Source organism: Aquitalea sp. ASV15 (genome assembly GCF_016429115.1).
Classification (GTDB): Bacteria; Pseudomonadota; Gammaproteobacteria; order Burkholderiales; family Chromobacteriaceae; genus Aquitalea; species Aquitalea magnusonii.
The window spans coordinates 16,848-32,640 of sequence record NZ_JAELTZ010000022.1 but is presented as its reverse complement, the minus strand read 5'-3'; the positions used below and the strand labels follow the sequence as shown (position 1 = coordinate 32,640).

Genomic DNA, 15,793 nt, shown 5'->3' with positions numbered 1-15,793 from the left:
GAGCACCCTACCACCATGAAACTGATTGCCTCCCTCACCAGCCCGTATGCCCGCAAGGTACGCATCGTGCTGGCCGACAAGAAGATTGATTGCCCGCTGGAAGAGGACATGCCATGGAATCCGGACAGCCAGGTCCCGCATTACAATCCACTGGGCAAGGTCCCCGTGCTGGAGCTGGATGACGGCAGCACCCTGTTCGATTCACGGGTCATCGTGGAATACCTGGACAATATCTCGCCGGTGGCGCGCCTGCTACCGCAGGAAAACCGCCGCCTGATCAACACCCGCCGCTGGGAAGCGCTGGCCGATGGCATCACCGATGCTGTGGTGGCCATCGTGCTGGAGCAGCGCCGCCCGGCCGACAAGCAGATGCCGGAGTGGATTGCCCGCCAGCAAGACAAGGTAGACCGCGGCCTGGCCGCCCTTTCCAGCGACCTGGGCGAACGCCAGTGGTGCAATGGCGAGAGCTACAGCCTGGCCGATATCGCCGTCGGCTGCTGCCTGGCCTATCTGGATTTCCGCTTCCCCGCCATCGACTGGCGTGCCAGCTATCCCAATCTGGCCACCCTGCTGGAACGCTTGTCCACCCGTCAGTCTTTCATCGATACCCAGCCACCCGCAGTCTGAGCCGGGCACATGAAAAAACCGGGCCAGTCCCGGTTTTTTGTTGCGCCCCCCACGCTCATGACTGCCGCGGTGCCAGCATGATGATGCCCATCCCCAGCAGCGCCAGCGTGGCCCCCAGCATATCCCACAGTCCCGGCCGCACCCCATCGACCAGCCACAGCCACAGCAAGGCCACCACCACGTAGACACCACCATAAGCGGCATAGACACGCCCCGCCGCGGCTGGGTGCAGGGTCAGCAGCCAGACAAACAGCAGGAGTGCCAGCGCCGCCGGCAGCAACAGCCAGACCGAACCCTGCTGCTTCAGCCACAACCAGGGCAGATAGCAGCCGGTAATCTCGGCCAGAGCGGTCAGGCCAAACAACAGCAATAACTTCAACAAGGCCACAAGTGTTTTCCTTTAGTCGATTTGCCCGGCGCTGCTGGCAAGGTCAGTGGGCGGCCTGCGCCAATTCCTGTTGATACGCGGCCACTTCTTCTGCCATCCAGCCGGCAAAATCACGCTGTTTGCGCTGCGAACTCTCCCGCGCCGGCCACACCAGCCAGTGCGGGTAAGGATAAGGCACCACGATATCACTCAGCTGCACCAGCGTGCCGGCTTGCAAGGCGGCATGCACCAGGCTGCGCCGCTCCAGCGCCACCCCCTGCCCCTGCTGTACCGCCTGCAGCACCAGATTGGAATCGTTGATCCACAAACCGGCCTGGGCCGGCTCGGCCACGCCGGCAGCCTGACACCAGCCCATCCAGCTCTCCACCGTACGCACCACCGGCCCGGCCACGATCTCGGCCGGCGTGCGCGGCAACCGCCCTTGACGGAAGCTTGGCGCAGCCACCACCACCAGTTCATCATCAAACAAATGCTGTTGTTGCAGCCCCTCCCAATCGCCCTGCCCCATGCGGATGCCGATATCCACCAGCCCCTGGCGCAAATCCTGGATATCCAGGCTGGCACGCAGGCTGATGCGGTAGTGCGGGAAACGCGCCTGGAAGCGTGGCAGGCGCGGCAGCAGCCAGTGCGCGCCAAAGGAAGGCAGCACCGCCAGCACCAGCTCGCCATCACGCGGCCGTGCCTGTACCAATCGTGTAGCCTCGGTTAATTCTGCCAGACCGACCCGCACCTGCAGCGCATACAGCCGGCCATCTTCGGTCAGGCGCAAACCACGCCCCTCACGCACAAACAACACCACACCCAGCAAGTCCTCCAGCTGGCGTATTTGCTGGCTGATGGCCGAGTGGGTGACATGCAGCTCGCTGGCGGCCAGGGTGACGCTACCCAGGCGGGCCAGGGCTTCGAAACTGCGCAGGGCAGATAGGGGTGGCAAGGCTCTCATGTAAGAAAAACTAACATGAATTCCAAATAAATATCAATTTTCCGCAGCCAGCCCGACGCTTATAGTGAACTCACCCCCACGCAAGGAGATGACCATGGCCCATTCATTACGGCTGGAACTGGCGGATGGCGAACTGCTGGTGCTACAGCTTGCCCGGCGCTGCCAGCTGTTTGCCCGCAGCGGCGCGCACTGGCTGACCATTGATGGCCAGGACATTTGCCTGCACGATGGCGAAACCGTCGACCTGCCTGCCGGCAAATTATTGCTGGAGGGCCGTGGCCAGCTGGAGCTACGGCTCTGCGCCGAACAGGCAGCTGCGCAACATGCCTGGCTTAGCCTGGGCAGCCATTACCAAACCGTTTGAACCGGAAAGGATGATCATGCAACTGATAGGCATGCTGGATTCCCCTTATGTACGCCGTGTCGCCATCAGCCTGCGCCTGATGGCGATTCCCTTCAGTCACCGTGCGGTATCGGTATTCCGCCATCTGGCCGAGTTTCAGGCCATCAACCCGGTGGTCAAGGCACCAACCCTGATTCTGGACGATGGCAGCACGCTGATGGACTCCACCCTGATTCTGGATTATCTGGACACCTTGCATCCGGAGCGCAGCCTGATGCCACCAGCCCTGCCACAACGCCAGCGTGCGCTGCGCTTGCTGGGGCTGGCGCTGGCCGCCATGGAAAAAAGCGTGCAGCTGGTTTACGAGCAGCGCGTGCGCCCCGAAGACAAACGGCATCAGCCCTGGCAGGAGCGGGTCAGTGCGCAGCTGCTGGCCGCCTATGGCTTGCTGGAGCAGGAGCTGGGCCGCGAGGCGCTGTCACTCAACTCGCTGGATCAGGCCGGCATCAGTATTGCCGTGGCCTGGCGCTTCAGCAGGGAAATGCTGCCGCAGCAATTGGCCTGGGACGATTTTCCGCTGTTGCAGCAATGGAGTGCACAGGCAGAGACCCTGCCGGCCTTTCTCGCCACGCCGTTTGAGTAGCCCGGTCACCGCCAGCCGGCAAGGCCTGCTTGCCTTGCCCTCACCGGATACAAAAAACCGCCTGTCCTCAGCCAAGGACAGGCGGTTTGTCAGGTCACTGCGTGCATTCCGCCTCAGGCCGTCAGCTCCAGCAGCAGCTTGTTGATGCGCTTGACGAAGGTGGCCGGGTCTTCCAGCTTGCCGCCTTCTGCCAGCAGAGCCTGGTCGTACAGCACCTGGGCCAGATCGGCAGCACGGCCGGCATCGGACTCTTCGGCCAGACGTTTCACCAGCACGTGTTCCGGATTGATTTCCAGCGTCGGCTTGCTGGTTTCCACCTTTTGTCCAGCCGCCTTCAGCATGCGCTCCAGATGCGCGCTCATATCATGCTCGCCGGCAACCAGGCAGGCCGGGCTATCGGTCAGGCGCACCGTGGCGCGCACTTCCTTCACCTTGTCGCCCAGGGCATTCTGCACTTTTTCCACCAGCGGCTTGGCAGCTTCTTCAGCCTGCTTCTGGGCTTCCTTGTCGGCTTCGTCTTCCAGTGCGCCCAGGTCCAGTTGGCCCTTGGCGACCGACTGCAGCGATTTGCCGTCAAATTCAAACAAGGAGCCGACCACCCATTCGTCCACGCGGTCGGTGAGCAGCAGCACTTCCACGCCCTTCTTCTTGAACACTTCCAGGTGCGGGCTGTTGCGGGCAGCGGCCAGGGTGTCGGCGGTGATGAAGTAGATCTTGTCCTGACCTTCCTTCATGCGGCCGATATAGTCGCTCAGGCTGACCGTCGGCTCGTCACCGTCCACCGCCGTGGAGGCAAAGCGCAGCAGCTTGGCAATGCGTTCCTTGTTGGCGTGGTCTTCGCCCACACCCTCTTTCAGCACCTGGCCAAACTCTTTCCAGAATGCCGCATACTTTTCCGGCTGATTGCTGGCCAGATCTTCCAGCAGGCCCAGTACCTTCTTGACGCAACCGGCACGAATGGCGTCGATATCCTTGCTTTCCTGGAGGATTTCGCGCGATACGTTCAGCGGCAGGTCATTGCTGTCGATCACCCCGCGCACAAAACGCAGGTATTGCGGCATCAGCTTGTCGCTGTCTTCCATGATGAACACACGGCGCACATACAGCTTGATGCCCTGCTTGCGTTCGCGGTCCCACATATCGAACGGCGCACGCGCCGGGATGTACAGCAGCTCGGTGTATTCCTGGCGGCCTTCGACACGGGCATGACTCCAGGCCAGCGGGTCGGTGAAGTCGTGCGCCACATGTTTGTAAAACTCGATGTACTGCTCGTCGCTGATCTCGCTCTTGCTGCGGGTCCACAGCGCGGAGGCGGCATTGACCGCCTCCAGCTCGTCGCTTTCGATCACTTCGCCGTTTTCGCCGTAGCTATTGCCCTTCTTCATCAGGATGGGGATGGAGATGTGATCGGAGTAGGTCCGTACGATGCGCTTGAGTGCCCAGTCATTCAGCAAATCGTCTTCACCTTCCTTCAGGTGCAGCACGATGTCGGTACCACGACCGGCTTTTTCCACCTGTTCCAGCGTGTATTCGCCTTCGCCTTGCGATTCCCAGCGCACGCCCTCGCTGGCGGCGCTGCCGGCACGGCGGGTGGTGAGGCTGACTTTGTCAGCCACGATAAAGGCCGAGTAAAAACCGACGCCGAACTGGCCGATCAGGTTGGCGTCTTTCTTGGAGTCGCCGGACAGCTGTTCGAAGAAGGCCTTGGTGCCGGATTTGGCGATGGTGCCGATATTGGCAATCACCTCGTCACGGTTCATGCCGATGCCGTTGTCGGAAATGGTGATGGTGCGGGCTTCCTTGTCGAAGCTGACGGTGATGTTCAGCTCGGCATCATTCTCGAACAACTCGGGCTTGGCCAGACCTTCAAAACGCAATTTGTCGGCTGCATCCGATGCATTGGAGATGAGTTCTCGCAGGAAGATCTCCTTGTTGGAATACAAGGAGTGGATCATCAGGTGAAGGAGTTGCTTGACTTCGGTCTGAAAGCCCAGGGTTTCTTTCTGTGCGCTCATGGTCTCTATTCATCAGTGGTTGGGTAATGGTGAGCTGACAGATAGGGGCAGAGTTAAGCGATTTCAATACCCTTACCCAGAATGCGGTCGCGGCAGCGGTGTGCCGGACAGCTGCAGCAGCTCGGCCACCACGGCAATGGCCACTGCGACCGGCTGGCGACTGTCGATGCCGGAGATGCCGACCGGACAGCGTATCGAGGCAATCCGCCCCAGCGGCAAGCTGCCCATCAGCCGCAGATTAAAGCTGGCCAGCTTGCTGTGACTGCCCAGCAAGCCGACAAAGCGCGCGTCAGCACGCTGCAGTATCTGCTCGATCCAGCAATAGTCCAGCAGATCGCTATGCGTCATCACCAGCCAGCAGGCGTCTGCCGGCAACTGTCTGTTCAGCTCGACGCCACCCAGCAGGGTCGTGACATGCTCCGGGCAGGCCAGCGGGAACATGGCGGGCCGGCTATCCAGCCAGATCAGCCGGACCGGCAGCTCCCCCAGCAGGCGGCTCACCGCACGTCCGACATGGCCGGCCCCACACAGCACCACAGTCAGTTCGGGCGCCGCCAGATCGTCTTGCAGCACGGTTGGCTCGGCCAGCCAGCGCACTCCCTCACCGCTGCCGGCAGGCCAGCTGCAACGCACGGGCGCAGCAGAATCCAGCAGCAGCGTCCGCCGCAAAACCCGCCCCTCGCGCCGGGCTTGCCAGGCCAGTTCCAGCCATGGCTCATCCTGCCGGTCCAGCTTCTCAAACAACAGCCATACCTTACCGGCGCAGCAATACTCACCCGCCGGCCCCAACTGAAAGCACAGGCAATGCCGTAGCACCTGTGGCTGGGCCAGCAGGCGACGGGCATGGCTGCATGCTTGTTGCTCCAGCCAGCCACCACCCAGCGAATCGGCTTGCCAGTCCTCAGCCAGTGCCAGCCGAGCGCCGGTTTCGCGCGGTACCTGCCCCTGGCTACGCACCACGGTCACCAGCATGGCCTGACCTTGTTGCGGTAGTTGCCGCCGCAGCGCGGTCAGCCAATCCCCCTCCAGCAGCATCGCCCTTTCCTTTTCCATGCGGCTCATCAGACAGCCAGCGACCCGCGCGCAGGCGGGTCCACTAGCTCAATGCCCCGGCACCGACATCACCTCGGTGGCGCTGGCTTCGGTCAGGTCCGCCTGACCCAGGCCATTGAAAAATGCATTAAGCACCACGGCGGTCAGGCTGGCCAGCAGGATGCCGCTGTGCAATAGCGGTGCCATGCCGGCCGGCATCTGGCCAAAAAAGTCTTTGGCCACGGTGGGAATCATGCCCATGCCCAGGCTGATGGCGACGATGTACAGGTTGTAACGGTTGTGAAAATCCACCCGCGACAACACCTTGATGCCGGTGGCCAGCACCATGCCAAACATCACGATACCGGCCCCGCCCAGCACGAAGGGGGGAATGGAAGCCACCACGATGGACATCTTGGGCACCAGGCCAAAAGCGATCAGGATAAAACCGGACATCACGCACACCCAGCGGCTGCTGACCCCGGTAATACTGACCAGGCCGATGTTTTGCGAAAACGAGGTATGCGGGAAGGTATTGAACATGCCACCCACCATGGTCCCCAGTGCATCCACCCGCAGGCCGCGTACCAGATCATCGCGCCGGACCGGACGATCGACGATTTCCCCCAGTGCCAGAAACATGCCCATCGATTCGATGAACACGATCAGCATCACCACGGTGAGGGTGATGATGGACCACAGCTCGAACCGTGGCGCACCAAACTTGAAGGGTGTGATCAGGGCAAACCAGCTGGCATCCTGCAAGCCGTTGAAATCCACCTTGCCCAGCAGCAGCGCGATGCAGAAACCCAGCACCAGGCCCAGCAGGATGGAGATATTGGCCAGGAATCCACGGGCAAAGCGGATGATCAGCAGAATGAAGATCAGCACGCTGAGTGAAATACCCAGATAAAGCGGGCTGCCGTAATCAGGCGAACCCAGGCCGCCCGCCGACCAGTTGATGCCGACACCGATGATGGACAAGCCAATGGAGGTAATCACCACCCCGGTGACCAGTGGCGGGAAAAACCGGATCAAGCGGCCGATCAGCGGCACCAGCAGCAGCGACAGCAGGCCGGCAGCCATGGTGGCACCAAAAATGCCGGGCAGGCCCAGTGCCGGATTCTGGCCAATGGCAATCATCGGCCCCACCGTGGCAAAGGTCACCGCCATGATGACCGGCATGCGAATGCCAAAGCCCTTAAAGCCCAGGCATTGCAGCAGCGTGACCAGGCCACAGCAGAACAGGTCGGCACTGACCAGAAAGGCGATCTGCTCCTTCGGCAGCCCGACAGCGCCACCGACAATCAGCGGCACTGCCACCGCTCCGGCATACATCACCAGCACGTGTTGCAAGCCCAGTGTGAACAGCTGTACCAGCGGCAGCTTTTCGTCCACCGGATGAACATTTTGCGTCGAGTTCATCGAGTCTCTCCTTCGCATGAGTCTTCCGCCAGCGCAAAACACGCTGTACGGGTGGGTGGCTCGCCTGACGACGGACGTGACGGGGCCACCCTGTTGCATCAACAACAAGGACTACAGCAGGAACCATCAGGGATTGAGGCTAGCTGGCGGCCTCGATGCGATAGCTCGTGGACAAGGCAAACTCATCGCAGTTGTGCCCGCTACCGACACGGTCGACCACGATGAAATCTCCCTCCCGCCCCAGACTGATCAAGGGGTGATGCCAGCAGCCACGGCGATAGTTGACCCCCTGGTCGGAATAGGCATGAAAGGCGCGCAAGCCGCTTTCATCCGGCAGGCCGTTTGGCAGGCTGGGGGCCACCACCACGATGAAAGGCACACCGTTGCAGGGGATGAAGGACTGACTGCCCAACGGGTGACGTTCGAGCATGCTGATGCTCAGGGGAAAATCAAAGGCTGCGCCACGTGCCATGCTGATGGCGGGCAACCCGTCCTCGCCCACCACCTCGACCATGCCCAGCTTGTGATAGCGCTGGGTACTGCCGTTATTGATGGGAAACCAGTCGCTGCCTTCGATTTCAATGACATCGCCAAAAGGGGCGAACGCTTCCTTGCTCAGTGCTTCCAGGACAAGCTGGGCCATGGTGTTTCTCCTCTTCAGAATCGGCGGGTCTGATGGCTGTCAATCAACCAGACGGCCCCAGATGCGCAAGCGGCTGACGCCACCATCGGGGAAGATGTTCAGGCGCACATGATTGACCGGCCCCAGCGGACGGATCTGCTCGCGGTCATAAAAGTGCTGCTTGTCCATGGCAGTTTTTTGCTCGGGCAACAAGGTGTCCCAGAACATGGCCTGGGTCACGATGGACTGATCGGTGCCCTGGGTCACCCGTGCGGCCTGAATGGAAATGCTGTCCGGATAATTGCCCTTGAAATGGGCGGTATCCACCTCGATACGCTCGACAACGGCAGTGTGCCCCAGCTGGATGATGCACCAGTCGTTGCCGGGTTCACGGCGGCGGCGGGTTTCCCAGCCATCGCCCATATTGATGCCACGACCAGGCATGATCAGGCGAAAGGGCACGCCGAAATGGGCATCGTTATAGGCAACGATGCGGCCCCCATGCTGTAGCGCCGATACTTCATGCAGGGCAGAACGGTCCTTGCCCGCCCAGTCGCTGTCGGGCTGGCCATACACCCGAAAACGCGCCACGCCGCCATCCGGATAGATGTGCAGCCGCAGATGTGTCCACACCCGTTGGTCATCGACGGCAAAAAAGTGATGCGCGTTGCTGCCCAGCGCTGCCGCCGGCAGGATTTCGGTCCATACCGTATGCTCGTCAGGTGCGCCGGCGATATGGCAAGCCTCCACCGAGGCGGCAGGCGGGAAGTTGCCGGTAAAATGGCTGGTATCGATATCCAGTCCCTTGATCACGCCAGGCAGGCCCAACTGGATGAGCGCATGATCATGCCCGCCATTACGGCGACGGCGCGTCTCCCAGCCATCCATCCATTTGCCGTGATCGTCAAACTTGCCGACCACAAACACCGGTGACGATGACTGCAGCATGCGCTCTGCCGGCGCAAACCACTCGTCCGAGCAGGACAGCACGCAAGCACCAAAATCCGGATCGGCCAGATTGACATGGCGACGGGCAAACTCGGGTAATTCAACCGGCGCAGCAGGTACAACGGTCGCCGTGGGATGCAATGCAATACTCATGATGTCTCTCCTTTATTTTTGCTTTACCACCAACACGATTTGCTACTTACCACTCCTTCACAGGGCAACGCTGGCCAGGGTCTGCCCCAGCAGTACGCCACCCATCACCACAAAACAGATGGCAGAAGCCATCAGGAACAGCCGGCGCAGCGCGGCCATGCTGGACAGCAGCCGGCTGGCCAGCAGGCCATAAGCCAGCTTGCACAACAGATCGACCACCATCCAGCCCAGCACCATCCACAACAGCTGCGGCAACAATGGTCTGGACGCCGTCATGAATTGCGGCAGCAAGGCCAGGAAAAAAGCGATGTCCTTGGGATTGCTGATCCCCAGCAAAAAGGCTTTGGAAAATAACTGCGCCCGTCCCTGGCGACCATCAGCCGCCCGCGCCGCGCTATTGCGTCCCTGCCAGGTGCGGATGCCCAGATAAAACAGGTAGCAGGCGCCCATGGCTTGCAGCAGCAGGAAGCTGCGCGGCGATGCCAGCAGCAAGGAGCCGATACCCAGGGCCGACAGCAGCAGCAGGCTGACCGAAGCCAGCACGCCGCCGGCGATACCGGGCCAGCTCTTCCAGACGCCAAACTGCAGGGCATTGCCCACCATGAACAGTGACAGCGGCCCGGGTACGGCAATCACCACGGCAATCGCCAACAGATAGAGGCCCAGCGTTTCCGGACTCATGCACAAACGCTTTCCGGGAGCAGTGCCTCCAGACGCAAGCGACCGATACGATAGATCTGCTCCAGGCACTCGCGCCGCTCCTCCTCCACGCCCAGTTGCAAGCGGCGTTCGAATTCGCGGATGATGCCCGCCCGGTCATAGCCGCGCACCGCCAGGATGAAAGGGAAGCCGAATTTGCTGCGGTAGGCATCATTCAGCTCAGTCAGCCGGGCAAACTCCTCCGGGCTGCATTGATCAAGCCCTGCTCCGGCCTGCTCGGTGCTGGACTCTGCCGTCAGCTCGCCGCGTATCGCGGCCTTGCCGGCCAGCTCAGGGTGAGCCCGGATCAGCGCCATCTGCGCGGCATAGCCGGCCTTTTCCACTTCCCCGGCCATGACGGCAGCCAGCTCGGCCACCGAATGGAAAGGACGCAAGGCTGCGGTGCGCTCTGCCACCCAGGGCGAGTGTTCGAAGATACCGCCCAGCACCGCGACAAAATCATCGAATGGCAACTGGTTCAATAATGACAGGGTGACAGGCTGGTTCATCGGCAGGACTCCAGAGCGGGGTGGGGATAATGACGCAGCCAGTGCTGGGCGATATCGACACGACGGCATACCCATGCCCATTCATGCTGCTGCACATAATCGAGAAAACGCTGTAATGCGGCAAAACGCCCCGGGCGACCAATCAGGCGGCAATGCAGGCCGATGGACAGCATGGCCGGCGTGGTTTCGCCTTCGGCATACAGCACGTCGAAGCTATCCTTCAGATACTGGAAAAAATGCTCGCCAGTGTTGAAGCCCTGCACTGAGGCAAAGCGCATATCGTTGGCATCCAGGGTATAAGGCACCACCAGATGCGGCTTGCACTGGCCATTGCCCAGGCGGACTTCCGTCCAGAAGGGCAGCTCATCGCCATAGTGGTCGGCGTCGTAGAGAAATCCGCCCTCCTCCACCACCAGCCGGCGGGTATTCGGGCTGTCGCGGCCGGTGTACCAGCCTGCCGGATGCGCTCCGGTCAGCTGGCTGATGATTTCGACACAGCGCTGCATGTGTTCGCGCTCCAGGCTGATATCCGCATTCTGGTAATGCAGCCAGCGGTAACCGTGGCAGGCCAGCTCATGCCCCAGCTCGACAAAGGCCGCAGCCGCTTCCGGATTGCGCTCCAGCGCCATGCCGACCGCAAATACCGTCAGCGGCAATTCGCGCTTTTCGAACTCACGCAAAATACGCCATACCCCGACCCGCGAACCGTACTCATACAGGCTTTCCATCGACATGTGCCGCGCAGGGTAGGCCGCTGCGCCCACGATTTCGGAGAGGAACTGCTCGGATGCCGCATCACCGTGCAGCACATTGCTTTCTCCCCCTTCCTCGTAGTTGAGGACAAACTGCACGGCCACCCTGGCCTGGCCTGGCCAGTTCACCTGGGGCCGTTGGCGGCCATAGCCGATCATGTCGCGCGGATACGCCTGTTGCATGCGTTGAACTCCTTCGGTCTTGGGCCACTAAAGCTGGCGATGAAACATCGTCCATGGATCAGGTACATTTCTGTCGGCAAAATGCATGCGCTCTTCGCAATCCTGCAAATGCTGCCGCATGGCGTGCTGCGCCCCTTGTCGGTCTCCCCGGGACAACTGCTGCAGGATCTGCTCATGCTCATCGAATGAGCAGGCACTGCATCCCGGCTTGTCGTACAGGGCGATGATGAGCGAGGTGCGCGAACACAGGCTGTTCATCAATTCGGTCAGTACCTCGTTTTCCGCCAGACGCACCAGCTGCACATGAAAGGCATTGGACAGGCGAATCCAGCTGACCCGGTCCTGCCGCTCGAAAGCCGCCCGCTCCTGCCGCACCATTTGCCACAACTGCTGCAGGCGATCTGGCAAATCGGGCAGGCTCAGCAATTTATCCAGAATGGCAGCCTCCACCATACGTCTGGCCTCGAACACATCGCGGGTTTCCTTGATGTCCGGCTGCGCCACAAATGCCCCGCGATTGGGCTGCAGCTCAACAATCTTGTCATGCTGCAACTGGGCCAATGCCGCTCGTACCGTGCTGCGCGAACAGGCAAACGCATCGCACAGCACGGCCTCGGTCAGCTTGACGCCCGGCCGCAGACGCTGGTCGATCACCGCATCGAAGATTTCCAGGTACAGCCGGTCCACTTCGCCGGGCGGCTGGCCCTCGTCACGCCAGCTGGAGGCCGGCGGTGCAGCCATGACGTCCTCCCCTTCCTGCACAGGCCATTGATGATTGTTCATTTTTGCAATTTCCACAATACGGTAATGACTTCCAAAATATTGTTGACAATTATCGACAGGATAAAACAATATCGTCAACTCAAATCGCCCATGCTTTGCACAACAACAACAGCCCGCCGCTCACAAACCGCGCAGGGCTGGCACATCGGAGACAAACAAATGGGAAAACTTTCCACACACGTGCTGGACACCATGCATGGCCGCCCCGCGGCCGGGGTGCACGGTGAGCTGTACCGGATACAAGAAGAGGGACGCACGCTGCTGCGCCGCTTTGATACCAACGAGGATGGCCGCTGCGACGAGGCGCTCCTGTCTGGTACGGCCATGCAGGCCGGGGTGTATGAGCTGGTTTTTCATGCCGGCGACTATTTCGCCAGCCAGGGGGTGGATCTGGCGCAGCCCTGTTTTGTCGATCAGGTGGTACTGCGCTTTGGCATTGCCAATCCAGCCGAAAACTATCACGTCCCGCTGGTCGTCACGCCCTGGACGTACTCGACCTACCGCGGTAGTTGACCCCTACTTTCGATCAGGAACTTCGCTCATGGAAAGCTACCTCCTCGAGTTCGGCAACCTGCTGCTACGCTGGTTGCACGTGATCGCCGCCATTGCCTGGATTGGCGAGTCCATCTACTTTGTCATGCTGGACAACAGCCTTACCCCACCCAAGGGAGAGCAAGACCCGCGTTATGACCTGCTGGGTGAGATGTCCTCGGTGCATGGCGGCGGCTTTTATCACAACCAGAAATATCTGACCCGCCCGCCTTTTCCGCTGGATGACAAACTGCACTGGTCGTTCTGGAAGTCCTACACCACCTGGCTGTCCGGCTTTGCCTTGTTCTGCCTGCTCTATCTGAGCAACCCGGCGGTCTATCTGGCCAATCCGGCCAGCCCATGGGCCTGGGCCGCCGTACTGACGCCGACCGAGGTCAATATCGCGGCCATTGCCCTGCTCATCGTCGGCTGGCTGGTTTACGACGAACTATGTCGCCGCATCAGCCCGGAAATGCAGCGCGATGGCCTGCTGAGCGTGGCAGTGGCGTTCATGATGGCCGGCGTGGCTTACTTCAGCTCCCATGTCTTCCAGGGGCGCGCCGCCTTTCTGCTGACCGGCGCGGTCATGGCCACCTGCATGTCGGCCAATGTGCTGTTCTGGATCATCCCCGGCCAGCGGCGGATGGTGGCCGCGCTACAGGCCGGAGAAGCGCCCAATCCGCTGGATGGCAAACGCGGCAAGCAAAGATCGGTGCATAACACCTACTTCACCCTGCCGGTCGTGTTCCTGATGATCAGCAATCACTATGCCTTTGCCTATAGCAATGACACGGCCTGGTTCATCATGGTGTTGTTCATCCTGGCCGGCGCCTTGATCAGGCAATATTTTGTACTGCGTCACCGTGGCGAGAACGTACTGACCCTGCTGGCAGCCAGCGCCATCATGCTGCTGGTCATCGGCATGATTGCCGCCCCCTCCAGCACGCCGAGCGACAATGCGACTAACAGCGCAAGCGCAGCCAGCAGCCATGTCACACCCTCTGCCAGCACCCTGGCAGAGGACAAGGGCAAGGACAGCGGGATGCAGAGCGTTGCCAGTGTGCTGCATCAACGTTGCGTCGCCTGCCATGCCGCCAAACCAAGCCAGCCGGGCTTTGCCGCAGCACCAGCGGGTATCCGGCTGGATAATGAACGGGACATCCGCTTGCATTACCTCAAGATCAAACAGGCTGTCGCCAGCAAATACATGCCGCTGGCCAACACAACCAAGATGAGCGAGGAGGAGCGTCAACTGATTGCCCAGTGGCAGCCATAGCAAAGGCAGGCAGGACACGGAGGGAGCATGGCCCGGCTGCTGGCAGGCCTTTTGACACTGCCGGGCAACAGCTGGCTCAGCCTGTCAGCCGGTCTGCTGACGCATGCAGTGGTTGAATGAAACGGCGCGACAGGGCCCGGTGTGATAAACAACCTTGTCAGCAATCAGTAAGGGGCGGATTTCTCCGCCCCTTTTTCACATCCGTCTTGATGGCGGCTGGCCGCCAGCTGCCTTACTGGGCCGGGATGGCAAAGTCCGACAATTGCTCCAGCGCCCGGACCATGGCGCTGTGATCCCAGGCTGCCCCGCCCTGTGCCACGCAGCTATTGAATAATTGCTGTGCCAGTGCCGTTGCCGGCAGGGCCAGGGCCATTTTCTGGGCACTGGACAAGGCCAGGTTCAAGTCCTTCTGATGCAGGGAGATGCGGAAGCCAGGATCAAAAGCCCGCTTGACCATGCGTTCGCCATGCACTTCGAGAATCCTCGACGAGGCAAAACCGCCCAGCAGCGCCTGACGCACCTTGGCCGGGTCAGCACCGGCACGTGCCGCAAACAGCAGCGCTTCGCCCACCGCTTCTATCGTCAGTGCCACAATCATCTGGTTGGCCACCTTGGCTGTCTGACCGTCACCATTTTCACCGACCCGGGTGATGTTCTTGCCCATCAATTGCAGCACCGGCAGCAAGCGCTCGAATACCGCCTGCGGCCCACCGACCATGATGGAGAGGGTTGCCGCCTTGGCTCCCACTTCGCCACCGGATACCGGTGCGTCCAGATAGTGGCCGCCCAGCTGTTCGATACGCTGGGCATACTGTTTGGTGTCCAGTGGAGAGATCGACGACATGTCGACCACAACCTTGCCGGCCAGCTCGGCCTCCGCCACTCCTCCGGCACCAAACAATACCTCGCCCACATCCGGGGTATCCGGCAACATCAAAATGATGACTTCGGTCTGCTGGGCCACCTGCCGGGCCGTTTCACACAGCGTCAGGGACTGGCCGGTCAGGGACGACGGCAGGCCGCTGCGCGAATTGACAAACAAGGTATGGCCGGCTTGTAGCAGATGCCCGGCCATGGGCGCGCCCATGATGCCCAGTCCAATGAATCCTATCTTCATTGCCATCTCCTTCTGTCTGTTCAGGAAAGATATTGCTTGGCCCAGGCCAGGCCGGCCTGGGTGCCATTGCGCGGTTTGTACTCGCAGCCTATCCAGCCCTGATAGCCGATTTCATCCAGCAAACGGAACAGATAGGGATAATTGATTTCGCCCGTTCCGGGCTCGTGCCGACCAGGGTTGTCAGCCAGCTGGATATGGGCGATGTGCGCCAGCTGCGACTGCAGGGTCTGCGCCAGTTCGCCTTCCATGCGCTGCATGTGATAGATGTCGTACTGGACAAACAGATTGTCACTGCCGATATCCCTTATCAGGGCCAGTACCTGGCGGGTACGCGATAGCGCAAATCCCGGGATGTCAAAGGTATTGATGGCCTCGACCAGCAATTTGATCCCCTCGGCCCGCAACGCATTGGCAGCAAAGCGCACATTGTTGTAGAGGGTTTCCTCCACCGTGTCGGCATCGACTCCTGCCGGACGAATGCCGGCCAGTACATTCAACTGGCGACATCCCAAAGCCTTGGCATAGGCGATGGCTTCACCCACCCCATCCTGAAACTCGCCGACGCGGTCGGGCAGGCAGGCAATGCCACGCTCTCCGGCCTCCCAATTCCCGGCGGGCAGGTTATGCAGCACCTGCACCAGCCTATGCTTGTCCAGCTGCTCGGCCAGCTGCAGCTTGTCGTAGGCATAGGGAAACAAGTACTCCACGCCATGAAAACCGGCAGCGGCGGCCGCCTGAAAACGCGACAGGAAATCGACCTCGCCAAACAACATGGTCAGATTGGCAGCAAATCTTGGCATAAGA

General features: G+C 60.8%; 18 protein-coding genes. 5 read left to right on the top strand and 13 right to left on the bottom strand.

All coding sequences use genetic code 11. The annotated features are described in order from the left end of the window. Positions 1–15: 15 nt before the first annotated feature. A complete protein-coding gene (locus JHD64_RS11705; protein WP_059285768.1) occupies positions 16–627 on the top strand; it encodes a glutathione S-transferase in 612 nt (203 codons plus the stop codon). Positions 628–682: 55 nt separating this feature from the next. Here the strand turns inward: JHD64_RS11705 and JHD64_RS11700 are convergent, their stop codons facing one another. Beyond that, positions 683–1,015: a YnfA family protein gene (locus tag JHD64_RS11700; RefSeq protein ID WP_199053337.1), complete on the bottom strand. Its 333-nt coding sequence runs from the start codon at positions 1,013–1,015 to the stop codon at positions 683–685. A 43-nt stretch (positions 1,016–1,058) separates the two neighbouring features. After that, the gene (locus JHD64_RS11695) at positions 1,059–1,958 is read right to left on the bottom strand and encodes a LysR substrate-binding domain-containing protein (RefSeq protein WP_199053336.1); all 900 of its coding nucleotides are present in this window, start codon (positions 1,956–1,958) and stop codon (positions 1,059–1,061) included. 94 nt (positions 1,959–2,052) lie between these two features. Here JHD64_RS11695 and JHD64_RS11690 point away from each other — a divergent pair, with 94 nt between their 5' ends. Together JHD64_RS11690 and JHD64_RS11685 are read left to right on the top strand one after the other, a co-directional pair. Then, positions 2,053–2,322, top strand: coding sequence for a DUF2917 domain-containing protein (locus tag JHD64_RS11690; protein ID WP_082693414.1), 270 nt, complete (start codon positions 2,053–2,055; stop codon positions 2,320–2,322). Positions 2,323–2,338: 16 nt separating this feature from the next. Then, a complete protein-coding gene (locus JHD64_RS11685; protein ID WP_199053335.1) occupies positions 2,339–2,944 on the top strand; it encodes a glutathione S-transferase family protein in 606 nt (201 codons plus the stop codon). Positions 2,945–3,057: 113 nt separating this feature from the next. Here JHD64_RS11685 and htpG read toward each other — a convergent pair whose 3' ends face one another. The 9 genes from htpG to JHD64_RS11640 form a co-directional block, all read right to left on the bottom strand. Next, complete coding sequence (gene htpG / locus JHD64_RS11680) at positions 3,058–4,959, bottom strand: molecular chaperone HtpG (RefSeq protein WP_059285770.1); 1,902 nt, start codon at positions 4,957–4,959, stop codon at positions 3,058–3,060. A 72-nt stretch (positions 4,960–5,031) separates the two neighbouring features. Then, positions 5,032–6,021, bottom strand: coding sequence for a xanthine dehydrogenase accessory protein XdhC (xdhC, locus tag JHD64_RS11675; protein ID WP_199053334.1), 990 nt, complete (start codon positions 6,019–6,021; stop codon positions 5,032–5,034). 39 nt (positions 6,022–6,060) lie between these two features. Continuing rightward, positions 6,061–7,416: a nucleobase:cation symporter-2 family protein gene (locus tag JHD64_RS11670; RefSeq protein WP_255524352.1), complete on the bottom strand. Its 1,356-nt coding sequence runs from the start codon at positions 7,414–7,416 to the stop codon at positions 6,061–6,063. A 139-nt stretch (positions 7,417–7,555) separates the two neighbouring features. Next, positions 7,556–8,059, bottom strand: coding sequence for an ureidoglycolate lyase (locus JHD64_RS11665; RefSeq protein WP_059285773.1), 504 nt, complete (start codon positions 8,057–8,059; stop codon positions 7,556–7,558). A 39-nt stretch (positions 8,060–8,098) separates the two neighbouring features. Next, a complete protein-coding gene (gene alc / locus JHD64_RS11660) occupies positions 8,099–9,139 on the bottom strand; it encodes an allantoicase (protein ID WP_199053332.1) in 1,041 nt (346 codons plus the stop codon). A 57-nt stretch (positions 9,140–9,196) separates the two neighbouring features. Further along, the gene (locus JHD64_RS11655) at positions 9,197–9,820 is read right to left on the bottom strand and encodes a LysE family translocator (RefSeq protein ID WP_199053331.1); all 624 of its coding nucleotides are present in this window, start codon (positions 9,818–9,820) and stop codon (positions 9,197–9,199) included. Continuing rightward, positions 9,817–10,347 (bottom strand): 2-oxo-4-hydroxy-4-carboxy-5-ureidoimidazoline decarboxylase, encoded by a 531-nt coding sequence (gene uraD, locus JHD64_RS11650; RefSeq protein ID WP_199053330.1) that lies wholly within the window; start codon positions 10,345–10,347, stop codon positions 9,817–9,819. The genes JHD64_RS11655 and uraD overlap by 4 nt, the downstream gene beginning before the upstream one ends. Then, complete coding sequence (gene puuE, locus JHD64_RS11645) at positions 10,344–11,282, bottom strand: allantoinase PuuE (RefSeq protein ID WP_059285777.1); 939 nt, start codon at positions 11,280–11,282, stop codon at positions 10,344–10,346. The genes uraD and puuE overlap by 4 nt, the downstream gene beginning before the upstream one ends. Positions 11,283–11,309: 27 nt before the next feature. Beyond that, positions 11,310–12,065 (bottom strand): GntR family transcriptional regulator, encoded by a 756-nt coding sequence (locus tag JHD64_RS11640; protein ID WP_199053329.1) that lies wholly within the window; start codon positions 12,063–12,065, stop codon positions 11,310–11,312. A gap of 159 nt (positions 12,066–12,224) precedes the next feature. Here JHD64_RS11640 and uraH point away from each other — a divergent pair, with 159 nt between their 5' ends. Continuing rightward, entirely contained in the window at positions 12,225–12,578 is a 354-nt protein-coding gene (gene uraH / locus JHD64_RS11635; protein WP_199053328.1) for a hydroxyisourate hydrolase, read from the top strand. 28 nt (positions 12,579–12,606) lie between these two features. Continuing rightward, positions 12,607–13,872 carry a urate hydroxylase PuuD gene (locus JHD64_RS11630; RefSeq protein WP_199053327.1) on the top strand — a complete coding sequence of 422 codons (1,266 nt, stop codon included), beginning with the start codon at positions 12,607–12,609 and terminating at the stop codon, positions 13,870–13,872. A gap of 232 nt (positions 13,873–14,104) precedes the next feature. Here the strand turns inward: JHD64_RS11630 and JHD64_RS11625 are convergent, their stop codons facing one another. Both JHD64_RS11625 and hyi read right to left on the bottom strand, forming a co-directional pair. Next, on the bottom strand, positions 14,105–14,989 hold the full coding sequence (locus JHD64_RS11625) for a 2-hydroxy-3-oxopropionate reductase (RefSeq protein ID WP_199053326.1): 885 nt from the start codon (positions 14,987–14,989) through the stop codon (positions 14,105–14,107). A 20-nt stretch (positions 14,990–15,009) separates the two neighbouring features. Then, complete coding sequence (gene hyi, locus JHD64_RS11620) at positions 15,010–15,789, bottom strand: hydroxypyruvate isomerase (RefSeq protein WP_059285781.1); 780 nt, start codon at positions 15,787–15,789, stop codon at positions 15,010–15,012. Between the last annotated feature and the right edge of the window lie 4 nt (positions 15,790–15,793).